Source organism: Paenibacillus sp. MCAF9 (genome assembly GCF_052114265.1).
GTDB lineage: Bacteria > Bacillota > Bacilli > Paenibacillales > Paenibacillaceae > Pristimantibacillus.
Genome location: NZ_JBFREL010000007.1, coordinates 249,411 through 262,762, shown reverse-complemented (window position 1 = coordinate 262,762; position 13,352 = coordinate 249,411). Strand labels below are relative to the sequence as shown.

The 13,352-nt window shown below is 46.8% G+C and carries 12 protein-coding genes; 1 reads left to right on the top strand and 11 read right to left on the bottom strand.

What is annotated here, in order from left to right; genetic code table 11:
• Positions 1-82: 82 nt before the first annotated feature.
• From AB4Z45_RS15280 to AB4Z45_RS15255, 6 genes are all read right to left on the bottom strand, one after another.
• Positions 83-787 (bottom strand): WecB/TagA/CpsF family glycosyltransferase, encoded by a 705-nt coding sequence (locus AB4Z45_RS15280; RefSeq protein WP_339209776.1) that lies wholly within the window; start codon positions 785-787, stop codon positions 83-85.
• A gap of 64 nt (positions 788-851) precedes the next feature.
• A complete protein-coding gene (csaB, locus tag AB4Z45_RS15275) occupies positions 852-2,000 on the bottom strand; it encodes a polysaccharide pyruvyl transferase CsaB (RefSeq protein ID WP_441910204.1) in 1,149 nt (382 codons plus the stop codon).
• Complete coding sequence (locus AB4Z45_RS15270; protein WP_441910203.1) at positions 1,964-4,108, bottom strand: DUF5693 family protein; 2,145 nt, start codon at positions 4,106-4,108, stop codon at positions 1,964-1,966. The genes csaB and AB4Z45_RS15270 overlap by 37 nt, the downstream gene beginning before the upstream one ends.
• A gap of 35 nt (positions 4,109-4,143) precedes the next feature.
• Positions 4,144-5,871: a phospho-sugar mutase gene (locus tag AB4Z45_RS15265; RefSeq protein WP_441910202.1), complete on the bottom strand. Its 1,728-nt coding sequence runs from the start codon at positions 5,869-5,871 to the stop codon at positions 4,144-4,146.
• 33 nt (positions 5,872-5,904) lie between these two features.
• Complete coding sequence (gene fabZ / locus AB4Z45_RS15260; protein ID WP_056631018.1) at positions 5,905-6,336, bottom strand: 3-hydroxyacyl-ACP dehydratase FabZ; 432 nt, start codon at positions 6,334-6,336, stop codon at positions 5,905-5,907.
• 175 nt (positions 6,337-6,511) lie between these two features.
• On the bottom strand, positions 6,512-7,045 hold the full coding sequence (locus AB4Z45_RS15255) for a CDP-alcohol phosphatidyltransferase family protein (protein ID WP_441910201.1): 534 nt from the start codon (positions 7,043-7,045) through the stop codon (positions 6,512-6,514).
• Between the two features lie 245 nt (positions 7,046-7,290).
• On the opposite strand from AB4Z45_RS15255, the gene AB4Z45_RS15250 reads away from it, so the two are divergent.
• Positions 7,291-9,495 (top strand): Ig-like domain-containing protein, encoded by a 2,205-nt coding sequence (locus AB4Z45_RS15250; protein WP_441910200.1) that lies wholly within the window; start codon positions 7,291-7,293, stop codon positions 9,493-9,495.
• Between the two features lie 144 nt (positions 9,496-9,639).
• Here AB4Z45_RS15250 and AB4Z45_RS15245 read toward each other — a convergent pair whose 3' ends face one another.
• The 5 genes from AB4Z45_RS15245 to spoIIID form a co-directional block, all read right to left on the bottom strand.
• Positions 9,640-9,957 carry a DNA-directed RNA polymerase subunit beta gene (locus tag AB4Z45_RS15245; RefSeq protein WP_083681610.1) on the bottom strand — a complete coding sequence of 106 codons (318 nt, stop codon included), beginning with the start codon at positions 9,955-9,957 and terminating at the stop codon, positions 9,640-9,642.
• Positions 9,958-9,973: 16 nt separating this feature from the next.
• On the bottom strand, positions 9,974-10,816 hold the full coding sequence (locus AB4Z45_RS15240; RefSeq protein ID WP_076266220.1) for a flagellar hook-basal body protein: 843 nt from the start codon (positions 10,814-10,816) through the stop codon (positions 9,974-9,976).
• A gap of 32 nt (positions 10,817-10,848) precedes the next feature.
• Complete coding sequence (locus AB4Z45_RS15235; protein WP_076266221.1) at positions 10,849-11,712, bottom strand: flagellar hook-basal body protein; 864 nt, start codon at positions 11,710-11,712, stop codon at positions 10,849-10,851.
• 175 nt (positions 11,713-11,887) lie between these two features.
• A complete protein-coding gene (mreB, locus tag AB4Z45_RS15230; RefSeq protein WP_076266222.1) occupies positions 11,888-12,880 on the bottom strand; it encodes a rod shape-determining protein MreB in 993 nt (330 codons plus the stop codon).
• Positions 12,881-13,004: 124 nt separating this feature from the next.
• Entirely contained in the window at positions 13,005-13,292 is a 288-nt protein-coding gene (spoIIID, locus tag AB4Z45_RS15225) for a sporulation transcriptional regulator SpoIIID (RefSeq protein ID WP_441910199.1), read from the bottom strand.
• Positions 13,293-13,352 lie beyond the last annotated feature (60 nt).

Below are 13,352 nucleotides of genomic sequence, written 5' to 3'. Positions count from 1 at the left end.
TCTACCGAAGTGAATTATACTCCGATTGGAAAGGAAACTCCAACCCCGTTTTCAACCAATTTTCATGGTTTTAACGAGAATTTCACGGTGTAGGTCGAGGTTTTGTAACGTTTTCTTTGTCGCGAACCACTTTCACTACGAATTTCGGCAAAACAAGCATTCTTTTGTAGCGTTTAGGCTCTTGCAGCAAGCGATAAAACCATTCAAGCCGAAGTTTTTGGAAAATATTCGGAGCCCGCTTTAGTTTACCCGAAACAACGTCGAAGCTTCCGCCAACGCCCATAATCAATGGTACGCCCAGCTTTTGCTTGTATTTCACAATCCACGGCTCCTGCGTATCCGCACCTCGTGCCACAAACAATAAATCAGGAGCAGCCGCACGGATTTCTTCGATGACTTCCTCATCCTGATCAGGGCCAAAAAATCCGTTCCGATAGCCTACAATTTTCACTTGAGGATATTGCAGCTGCAGCTTCTCTGCCGCCGCTTCAATAATCTCCTGTGAGGTGCCAAGCAGGTAAGCCTTCCATCTACGCTTTTCACCCTCATGCAGCAAGCGGTGAAGGAGATCAAACCCCGTCACACGTTCTGCAACAGGCTGTCCTACGTATTTGGCCGCCCATACAACTCCTGCACCATCAGGCACAATAAGATCTGCGCGCCGCATCATCGCACTATACTTGGGGTCCTCGACGGCAGACATAATCATGATCGGATTAGCGGTAATCACATGGGTTACGCGTCTTTCTTCGATCGCTTCTATTAAGTAATTGACTGTGTCATCCATGCCCACTTTGGAGAATGGTATGCCGTATAACGGCACAGTTGGTAGTTGTTTCGACAAGAGGAACTCACCTCGATAATGTATGACGCAGCAAATGTACAATTTGTTGCGCCGGTCTTTGCGATTGTTGTTTTAAAAGATCGATTGCTGGCTTGTGCTTTGCCTGCCAGCCCTCTTTGTCAGACAGCAGCAAACCCGCTGCTTCTGCGAATTTTTCGGCATCGAGCTGCTCCGTCGTGCCGATGGCTTTGATGCCAAGTCGACCCAGAAATTGGTCGATCTTCGGGTCGTACGAGAGGCCAAGCATGGGAACTCTTTGGCCTGCGGCATAAATAAGCGCATGGAGGCGCATGCCAAGCAAAGCGTCGCACCGGCTGACCTCAAGCAGCATTTGCTGGGGGTCGTCGCCGGGCGCGGCCAACTCGGCGGTGGAACCATCGCCGAGCCTGCCGCGCAGCCGTTCCAGCACCTGCTCCGACGCTACAGTGTCGGAGGGTGTGTGGAACGGCAGGAAGCGCAGCCGGACAGGCATGCGCTTCGACAGCGCGACTAGCGCATCGGCGGCGCGTTCGAGATCGGCGCCGTCACTGCGCCAGGGGCGCAGCGATACACCGACCAGCGGCGCAGCAGTAGGGTCGGAAGCTTGTCCAGCCGCTGATGAACCTGCAGGGAGCGGCAAGCCCATGACCGGATCAGGAACAACATCGATCCGATCACTAGGCACGCCGATTCGTCCAAGCAAAGCGGCGGATTCCTCATCCCTAACGGATACATATGCGCTTTGCTTCATCACTCCGCGAATCATAGGGTCCATCCAGCGCCGAATCACAGGACCAATCCCTTGCGAATAAGCGAATGTTGGCTTACCCAGCAATTGGGCCAGCTTCATGACGCCAGTATAATAAGGAATCGTTTTGGCGCCTGTAACGTCCTGCAGGAGGCTTCCGCCTCCGCTTATTAGACCGTCGCTGCCTTTCAATGCTTTCCATAGATCTCCTGGGTGCATGCGGCGAACAGCTTCAACGCCGTACATGCGGCTTGTCCAATCTGGATCACCTGATAAAACGATCGGCTGAATTTGCACGCCCTGCGCCTTGCCTTCTTCTTCTAGTGCTAGCAATATCGATTTGAGCACCGCTTCATCACCGCTGTTGTAGAAGCCATAATAGCCTGAAATTACTATTCGACGAACTTGCGGATGATGGCTGGTGCCCATTTACGAATTGCTCCTTCCACGATCTGCCATGCCAAAATCAAGATACATCCGATTATTATACCTGTACCCAAGCCGAGCGCTACACGAATCATAGAAATGTAAAGTGGTGTATGAAGATGTGCAAACGTATCAACCATCGTCAATTGACCAATCGAACCAATGATTACAAGCAGCCATGCCGCACGATAACGAAGGGCAAGGAACAAGCCAAGCAGCAGCGGCGGATGACCAAGCATGAACTCTTTAAAGCGCGGTCGTACGCCGAATGTATTTTCCAGCCAGCCGCGAATAAGCAGCTCAATAGCAGGCGCTTGTCCACCGTTACCTGTACGAGACAAGTAATAGAAGCCGATTATGCCAATAACTCCAGCTACTATAATCCACGTTAAGGTAATAGGTTGTGAGAGCAGCTTGCGCAGCTTTCCGATTGATGTTTGACCGTTATAGAAAAACACATAAATGGCCACAAGGATAATCGGAGCCAAATGCAGCACACTTACGCCGCGGAATTGTTCCAATACAAGATTGTACGTAATATTGTTCAACAATCCGAATATCATCGGCGCTCCCATAAGAGAGATGAGCGTCGCCACAATAAACCAATTCAGAGCAAGACCAAAACGTCTTCCCGTAGATATGGCAGGGAATATCCATTTCATACGATTGCCGTTCTCATATACAGCACCTGGCTGCTGAGGAGTCTGCCCTTGCTGGCTTCTTCCTACTGACCAATTCGTTCCGCCAATAACACGACGCTCGCCAACGGTACGGGAATAAATCCGATTCATTACCCATATAAGAGCCAGCGTAGGAGCGGCAATTGAAGCACCTAATGCAAGTCCTTGCTCCATAAGCGAGCTGTTTAGCTTGTACAAGCCTGCGCTTCCAACTAAGCCAATCGCATAAACTGGAATATACACGCCTGGAATAAATGCGCCGATTAACAAAGTAATCAGTGCTACTGCTGCCGCAGCAACGATTGCACGCAGCGGTTTATTCCATGAAGGCTGCTCATGATCAAACGGTTTTGGCTTGCCTGGCGTAAAGCCGGCGTTCGAGAGCTTATCTACGATTCCGCCCTCTTCACTCATTGCCTCAGCAATGCGGTCCAAGGAGTGAACCACCTTTGCTTTATCCGTATTGGACTGAGCTGTCCCGTTCAAGAAAAACATCCGGATATTTCGATCCTTTGCCGCTAAAAGAAAACGATCAGCAATAGCTTCCGGCGTCATCGTCATACCGTCGTTCTCCGACAATGAATATAATCTGACTACATTATAATTTGTAATATAAGCTAATTTATTTATGCCTTGTTGCGGTTTTTTCAAATTTTCTATGGTCGCTACGCCCATATCGTATTTTTTGAGCAGTTCTCCGAACTGATAAAGGCTGTTATCCATCGCTTGATCGGATGCACCCTTTACTTTGTCACCGTCGAACAATACGCGGTCTACATCGTATTCCTTCAATTTCGCAAGCATAGCATCTGTTGCCTGCTGATCATAAGGCTTAATACGGTCAGATAAGCGAGGCAATATTTGAAGTCCGGCATTATGAATCGTTTCAAGTGAAATCGGATCAAAATCCATCGTTTTCATAACTGCTTCTGCAATTGGCATCTCAACAACTAAGCCATTTCGGCCACCGTACGACCAATTGCTATACACAGCCTCTGAACGATCAAGCGCTTCGCGCACAATAGGACCAATCATTTCCTCTTCTTTGGGCCCATTGAACAAAATATAAGTAAAGTTTTGGCCTACCGGCTCAAATTTACTTTGCAGGAGTGCAGCATCTCTGGAACTGTAGAAAGTAAGTCTGCCGGAGATTTGCAGATCCTTCAGAGAGCTCTCATAAACAGCCATTGTAGTGACGCCAGCTTCCTTGAGCATCTCCAGCTTTTCCGTTAAAAATTGCTGCGGCCTAGCCTGACGCTCCGCCACCTCAATAATATCCCGATAATCAAATACATATTCTACTTGCTTCGACGATTTTTCCATTTCCATCCGAACGGCACCGAGCGGCAATGCTGCCGCCACCCCGATAATTGCAATGATCCATAATGCGAATCTTGCGCGCCGATTCCATTGCTGCCAACGTAAAAACACACAATTCCTCCGTTCTAAACAGGTTAATTATTGTACTATTCGGTAGAGTCTACCCGTTCCATAACGGAGGCTTGCAATGTTTGCAGCGCCTCAACAGCAGCATCCTTCGACTCACTTTTAACCGCAAAATAAACTTTGATTTTTGGCTCCGTGCCAGATGGACGAAGGCAGAACCATGAGCCATCCGCGCGCAAATATTTCAATACATTTTCCGGACGCAAGCCATCTTGGCCTTTGCCGTAATCAAGCACGCGCTCCACTTTGACGCCGCCGATTTCTGCAGGCGGGTTTTGACGCCAGTCATCCATAATAGCGCCTATTTTTTGCACGCCATCAAGTCCCTTTAGTGTACGTGATTCCAAACCCTCCAAATAAAAGCCATGCTCAGCGTATAACTCTAAAAGAACATCATATAGCGTTTTTCCTTGACTGCTATAATAAGCTGCAGCTTCAGCAATTAATAGCGCAGCAACGATCGCATCTTTATCACGCGCATAAGTTCCTGTTAAATATCCGTAGCTTTCCTCGTAGCCAAATAGGAAGGTATGCTCTCCTGTTTGCTCATACCGAGTCATTTTTTCACCAATATATTTGAAGCCGGTCAACGTGTTCTCAACCGCTACACCATAGGAACGGGCAATATCTGCGCCTAGTTCACTTGTTACGATCGTTTTGATCACTACGCCATTGTCTGGCAGCTGTCCACGTTCCTTCAACTGGCTTAGCACATAATGAACCATTAGCGCACCCGATTGGTTCCCAGTGAGTACCACGTACTCGCCCTCATTGTTTTTCACAACCGCACCCATACGGTCTGCGTCAGGATCAGTACCGATAATGATATCGGCATTCACCTGCTGCGCCAGCTTAATCGCAAGCGTGAACGCTTCGCGCTCTTCCGGGTTAGGAGACTTTACAGTGCTAAAATATCCATCCGGCTGCTCTTGCTCCGGTACGACGTGTACATTTTTAAAACCAACCTTCTTCAACACTTCGCGAACAGGCATGTTGCCAGTGCCATGTAGAGGTGTGAAGACAACACTAATTTTTTCTCCAACTTCACCTTTAATAAGATTAGCATTCAAGCTCTGAGCAACAACCGTATCAATAAATTGTTGATCGGCGTCATCTCCAAGCCAGCGCAGCAATCCTTTTCCTTCCGCTTCTTCGCGGCAAACCCGTTTCACTTCATCGAAACCCGCGATTTGACTGATAGCAGAAATAACTTGTTCAGCTTCCTCAGGAATAAGCTGGCAGCCGTCAGCGCCATATGCTTTGTAACCATTATATTCAGGCGGATTGTGGCTTGCCGTAATGACAATTCCACTTGCTGCATTCAGCGCACGTACCGCAAAAGAAAGCTGCGGTGTTGGACGAAGCGCTGTGAACAAATAAGTAGTGATACCGTTGCCCGCAAGCACAAGCGCTGCATCGAGTGCAAACTCAGGTGAATTATTGCGGGAATCGTGAGCGATAACAACAGAAGGAGCCGCTCCATCCGCCGATTTGCCAGCAAGCAGCCAATTTGCTAGTCCCTGTGTTGCTTTACCAACCGTATAAGTATTCAAACGATTCGTTCCTGCACCCATTACGCCGCGCAAGCCGCCCGTTCCAAATTCAAGGTCGCGATAAAAACGATCCATAATTTCTTTTTCTTGTCCTTCAATACTGCGAAGCTCGTCCTTTGTTCCTGCATCAATCAACGGATCATTAAGCCACGCTTCATATTTAGCAATAACATTAGCATTCGTTTCGTTCGTCATATTTAGCAGCCTCTTTCATTCATGAATTTTAATTTATGAAGGATTAGATAAAGCAAACATAAGCTCGCCTTCGGCAACGATTTGATCGCCAACCCGTGCTGTTCCTTGTCCTTTTCCAATAGAGCCCTTCAGTCTTGTAATCTGGACCTCAAGCGTCAACGTATCGCCAGGCTTAACTTGACCACGAAAGCGGAAGCCGTCGATGCCTGCAAAAAAACCAAGCTTTCCACGATTGGCTTCAATCATCAGCATCGCTACAGTACCTACTTGCGCAAGCGCTTCTACTATAAGCACGCCTGGCATAACCGGATAACCCGGAAAATGACCAACAAAGTAAGGTTCATTCATCGTAACATTTTTAAGACCGACTGCACGTACGCCTGGCTCAACCTCCAAAATACGGTCGATTAGCAGAAACGGCGGGCGGTGCGGAATGATTTCTTGAATTTGGTTAATATCCAACATGAAAAAAAACCCCTCTCAAAAGTTAAGTTAGGAAGTATAAAAAGTGTCATTCTGTACGACACTATACATATCCCTCATAAACTGCAGTTTATGAAGGTTAAGATAAGAGGCTTGGCTGCTTGGACCCGAAGTGTCCTCCGCCAAGCCTCTTTGTTCATATGTAGTGACTTGATGATCACGAATGTCCAGTAGGTGTTTCTGTTATGTGTTTATTCAGCGCTTTAAACATGACGATATACATCATTGAAGTAATGAATGAAAAGCCAATAACGCCCCACAAATAGACATGAGCATTCGGCGCTTCAAAGAAAATGAGCATTATCGCTGCATAAAAGAGCACAGTTGTCAGCTTTCCCATCCAGTTGGCAGGCACCGTCTTTTTCCCTTGAAAGTGAAAATAGAATCCCCCCGCTATCATGCCCAAATCGCGCACAAACATCGCTGCAGCCGCAGCCCAGGAAATATGGCCGGATACGAGCAGCGATACAATAACAGTGATCAGCATCATCTTGTCCGCAAGCGGATCAAGCATCATTCCAGCCGTCGTGATCTGACCGGTTCTGCGTGCGATATAACCATCAAGAACATCGGTAATACCGGCAGCAACCATAATCAAAAAGGCAGGAATCATATGTCCTTCCGCAAAAATCACGATGTAGACAGGGATTAATAAAAAACGCAATGATGTTAATAGATTCGGCAGATTCAACTATTCACGCTCCTCTACCTATAACTGACGGTCCACCATGGTTCCCAACTATTATACAACTACCTTCCGTAAAAATAAAACTATCCGCTGTTCCTAATAAGCGGAACAAATTGCAGAAGTTAGTTCTAACTGACTATTTGCAATTTTTTTATGTATACATTTTGTGATCGTTATTCATTTTCACCATCTTCTTACCGTTATAAATAGAATACCAATTACTTTAAACAAGAAAGGACAGGGATGTAGTGAATTTTAGTTTACGCTTGTATAAGTCGTTGAAAGTAACTCGCAGGTGGCTCGCAGCTACGCTTGCAATCGTAATGGTTATGACTTCCATGACCGGCATTGTCAACGCCGCTGAAGATACGATCACCGGCATTGATTTCACCTATGACCCATCGGATTACAACAGCAGCACATCATCACTGGAAACATTTGTTGAAGATGATAAGGTTAATCTAGCCGTTTATGCAACAGGTACAGGCATTAGAAAAGAAGTTACTGCCGATGCGACATGGAAATCATCGAATACCGCTCTTGTCAAAGTGGAAAAAGGCGTCTTAACGGGTGTAGGCAAGGGAACCGCAACGATAAGCGCTACTTATAAAGGCTTCACCATTTCTATCAAGGCTTCATCAGACTATATCTATGATTCCGTAAGCTTGATGCAGAACGGAGTAACCGCTCCAACAACGCTGGATATCGAGATTGGTCAAAATCTGGCCTTCACGCTTAACGGCTTGAAAGGAAACAAAGATCCGCTACCTGTGACAGGTGAAGCTGTTTGGACAACATCGAATGCTGCGATCGCAACCGTAGATGAAGGTGTTATTAAGCTGCTAGGTGTTGGAGCCGTTACAATTACGGCAAAGTATAAGGGCAAATCCGATGCGATTACATTAAATGTAACCTCACCTTACAAGTCGATTACGATCGATTCAGGTACTTCTGGCAAACTGGTCGAAATCGACATTGGCAGTGATGATAAAGTATTAACGGCATCCGTCGATCCAAAGATCGGTTCGATCCTGGATGTAACAAAAGATGCAAAATGGGTTAGTGCTAATGAAAAAGTAGCCACAGTTAAACTAGGCGTAGTATCTGCAGTAGGTGCCGGAAAAACGACGATCACAGTATCCTACAAAGGGGTTAGTACAACGATCGATGTGGTCATACGTACACCTTACCAGTCGATCAAGCTCTCACCAGAGAAGGAATACCATCTGCAGCTTCAGGACAAGGATTTACAGGTACGAGCAGATGTCCTGAATAATAAAAATGATTCTGACGATGTTACTGATGAAGCCGAATGGACGTCTTCGAACGTCGTGGTTGCTACGGTTTCTAAAGGATTGATAAAACCTAAATCCGTCGGTACAGCTAGAATTACAGCCAGCTACAAAGGTGTAAGCCGCAGCATCGAGATTACAGTGTATCCGAGCATAACTGAACTTAGTATTGAAACGGAAACTATCGATGGTTATACCGATATTAGCGAGGATCTTCCTAGAGTCATGGCAACAACATTTGATGGCTCGAAGGTAGATGTATCCAAAATCGTAAAATGGTCATCCGCAGATGAGAAGATTGCAACGATTAAAAATGGTCAATGGACAGCCAAAGCTCTTGGAGAGTCCGTTCTTACCGCATCCCTTCAAAACTATAAAGCGGATGTAAAATTAGTCGTTCACATGAAGCCGTTAAAGCTGATTGCCGACGTTAAGGATCTTAGCATTATTTTAGGAAAAGAAACGCCTCTCCCTTCCGTAAACGTTATTAATGAAGACGGAGAAGAAGAGAATATTTCGAGCAGAGTGAAATGGAAGGCTTCATCAGATGATATCGTATTGAAAGAAACGACGATGAAGGGCTTAGATGTGACAAGCATCACGCTCACTGCTACTTACCTGACTAAGAGCGTAACGGTACGTGTAAGAATAGAGGAAGAAATCGTCAAGCTTGTTGTTGACCCGATCTCTCTAGATCTTTACCCTGGCAAATCCAAATCCGTTAAGGTTACAGGTTATTACAAGAGCGGCAAGCAGGTTTCACTAGGTTCAAAAATGAACTGGGAGTCTGGCAATCCTAATATCGCAACCGTTAGCAGTACCTCGGTTAAAGGAATTGCCGTAGGAACAACTAAGATTACGGGTTCATACCAAGGCAAAACGGTCATCGTTCCTATCGTGGTTTCACCTAAACTGAAATCACTTGTTCTATCCAGCAAATCGGTTCAGCTCAGCCCTGGAGGAGTCTATTTGGCTAAGCTTCAGGCAAACTTTACGACTGGCAACCCGGCTGACGTTACGGACGACGCCGTTTGGACATCCTCCAAAGCTAGTGTCGCAACAGTCGTAAATGGCAAGATCGTCGCTGTTAGCAAGGGTTCCGCTTCCATTAAAGCAACCTATGCAGGTAAAAGCGTGACGATTAGAGTAAGTGTAAAATAGTTCAAAAATGCAGCAAGTGAGAAGCTCGTTGCCTCGTTACACGACGAGTTTTTCACTTGCACAAATAATGAATAATATCAAAAAAAGGATGCCCGCTGCGCAGCAAACACTGCAAAGCGGACATCCCTTTTTCTATTTAATTGATTACGATTCAGCAAACACTAAGTCATAGAGATGCTGCCATGTTGCCCAGCTAAAAACCTCATCCTCAGGCTGCTTGCCTATTACAGCGTAACCAATGTACAAGCCTGCCACAAGCATAATGATCATTATGAGCGGTACGATGCTTTTGCGCAAAAGCCACAGCAGCATGCTTACCCCTTTGGGCCGTTGCTTCTTATTGGAGCTCTTCTCTTCAGCCTTCACGCGACTGGCGCGCTTCTGCCTCCCTGAGCTTTTCTCTTCCGCTTTACTCCCGGATCCGCTTGCTTCGTGGTCCATTCGCTCATCGGCCATACTCATTCACATCATCCTATCCTTATGCGCGCAGCCCGTTGGTAAGACTCATCATCGTATCACTTGACGATAACGCTCTAGCTGCCAATTGATAAGCGCGCTGCACATTAATAAGCTCGGTGATCTCGTCCGTCAGCTCGACATTTGACTGCTCCAAGTAACCTTGACGCAGCACAATGTTATTTTCCGAGTTCGGCACGGTCTGCTGCACGACATCACCAGCATTAATTCCGTTTGCAACGACAAACAGGTTATCAGAAACAGCAGTTAGTGCCGCAGGACGCGAAGCTTGGAGCAGCTTAATGCTGCCAAGCGGAATTGTGCGTTCGGAAGATACTCCTAGCACCGTTCCATCTGGATTAACCCGCAAACTGTACCCTTGTGGTACTACGATATTGCCCTCAACCACGTTTCCTGTCACAGCATTTCTCACATTAGCTACGACTGGATATCCGTCTTCCGTTGCCAAAATCGTATCACCGTTTGCGCCGACCGTCAACTGAAACGCTCCATTGCGTGTATAAGCACGGTTGCCAGCGTTGTCCACTTCCACCTCGAACAATGCATTTCCCTCGATCGCAATATCCGTGTCCTTATCGGTTCCCTGCATTGGACCTTGGGACAAATTAGGCTGAACCATTGTCATTCTTGAGCCCCAGCCTTGTGTGAAATCCATCGGCGTTTTTCGGCCAGGCTGATTGAAAGCTTCCGGCTGAGTTCTTAAGTTCGTAAGAAGATCCTCAAAGGTAGCTTCCTTCTTTTTGTAACCAACCGTATTCACATTAGCTATGTTATCGGCTAGAAGATCCAGCTTTTGTTGAAGACCATTCATGGATACCATAGCGTTAATCATTGAACTGTTCATGTTTCGTGCACCTCCGCTGCTTCAACCTGTTGTTACACGCGACCGACTTCGTTGACGGCTTTGCTTAAGCTTTGATCATAAAATTGGATAACCTTCTGGTTAGCTTCATAAGCACGCAGCGCCGACATAAGGTCAATAGCTGCTTGCGCAGTATCAACATTAGAACGCTCTATGTAGCCTTGTCTCACTTCCACGCGTTCATTCGGAGCGATAGCGACAGCTTCGCCGCCCTCACCCGAGAATCGGAAGCTTCCGTTTCCTTCGCGCACAAGCATATTCGGATTATCAACACGGCTAATTAGCAATTGAACGCCGATATCTTGCCCATTGGCATCAACGAAGCGTTGATTATCAGTCAGTACGAGTCTGTCTAGACCTACACCGGCAGGCATCCGAATCGGCTGACCATTCGTTCCAAGCACGCTCGATCCGTCACTTCCCATAAGAAAGCCATCCTCGGTCAGCGTAAACTTACCGCCCCGCGTATACCGAACCTCGCCATTTTGATCCTGCAGTGTAAAAAAGGCTTGAGGCTGAAAAGTAATTTCACCGTCCGGGCTTATATTTTTACCGGAGGCGTCAAAGGACAACCCGTCTACTTCAATGTTGGAGATCAAAGCAAAGTCAGACGAGTTATTTGTCTGTGTCAGATCGCCCTGCAAATGAATAGACAAGCTTTCTTCCGCAAATACACCGTTAGTCAGTTTACCGATCTTGGTGAAATTCTCCGGACCAGCGCCTGTCAATGACAGCATCATCTCTGGAAAAGAACGTGTGACAGCGTTTGTCTGCTTGTAACCAGGCGTATTAATATTCGAAATATTGTTCGTCACCGTATCATGTCTGCGCTGCTGAGAAATCATGCCTGACGCCGCGGTGTACAATCCTCTTAACATCCGTTGTTACCCCCTTAGTGCTTCCAATCGATCCTAGCTATATATGTTATCGGTTGAAAGCAAGGCTGCCTGAATAGCTTGTCCATGCGACCTATGGCTCATTTACGCCTCGGCTACGCCCCCCTAAGGCTCCCTACCCGCGCAAATCATCTATTATATAGGCCGCATACGGTCTTTACTTCTTCCCGAGCTTGTCCAAGTTATCTAGAAGGATTCCGGTTCCCTTAACGACGCAGTGCATCGGATCTTCCGCAATAAGCACAGGCACTTTAAGCTCTTCTGCTAGTAGCGAATCTAGTCCGCCAAGCAAAGCGCCTCCACCTGTCAAAATAACACCACGGTCAATAATGTCCGCTGACAGCTCAGGCGGCGTGCGTTCCAGCACAGCCTTAGCAGCCGATACGATGGACATTACGGAATCCCATAGCGCCTCGCGAACTTCTCCTGAACGAATCGTTAATGTGAGAGGAAGGCCTGAAACCATGTCGCGACCGCGAATATCGATCTCTTCCTGTTTTCCGCCCTCTAGCACAGTACCAATTTTAATTTTAATATCCTCGCTTGTTCTTTCACCGATTAGAAGCTTGTATTTGTTCTTGATAAACTTCATAATCGCATCGTCAAACTTGTCCCCTGCGACTTTAATGGAGGAGGCAGTGACAACGTCGCCCATAGAAAGAACGGCTACATCTGTCGTGCCCCCGCCAATGTCAACGACCATATTGCCGCTAGGCTGGAAGATATCCATTCCAGCCCCTATCGCAGCGGCTTTTGGTTCATCCTCAAGAAATACTTCTTTTGCTCCGCTGCGTTCTGCAGCTTCGCGAATAGCCTTCTGCTCTACAGAAGTAATGTTGGTTGGAGCACAGATAAGAATACGGGGACGGCTAAACCATTTCCGTCCCTCCACGCGATCAATAAATGCTTTAAGCATAATTTCCGTAATTTCAAAATCCGCAATAACACCATCACGCAGCGGACGAATCGCAATAATATTGCCCGGCGTTCTGCCTACCATGCGATGCGCTTCCTCGCCAACTGCCAGCACGCGTTTTGAATCACTCTCAATGGCAACTACAGAAGGCTCATCGAGTACAACGCCTCTTCCCTTTACATGTATAGATACATTAGCAGTACCAAGATCAATCCCAATATCCTTGCTCAACATAAGGCTTAAGTCCCCCAACGAATAATAATTACAAAACGTACATTTGGTTCCCTTGACACAGAAACCGCTAACGTTTATTATTCGCCAAAAAAGACAAAATTCCTCTATAATTCGTGAAAAAACTTCAACGCTTCCCTGCTGCGAGTACTTCACGCTTTTTTGTACTCGTTTTTTTATATTTAATTTTGGTCGCTTCTCCTCCCCTCAGATGCCTAATCGATTTGTGGTACTCGAGAATGTGCTTTACCTGATCGGCCAAATCGGGGTTTATTTCAGGAAGCCGCTCAGTTAAATCCTTGTGCACAGTGCTTTTAGACACGCCAAACTCCTTGGCGATCGTCCGCACCGTATGCTTCGTTTCCACGATGCAGCGGCCTATTTTAATGGTTCGCTCCTTAATGTAATCGTGCACGTTCCCGCCTCCCTACTCGAGATAGTTTGGTACATTATATGAGTAGGCACCGTATATATT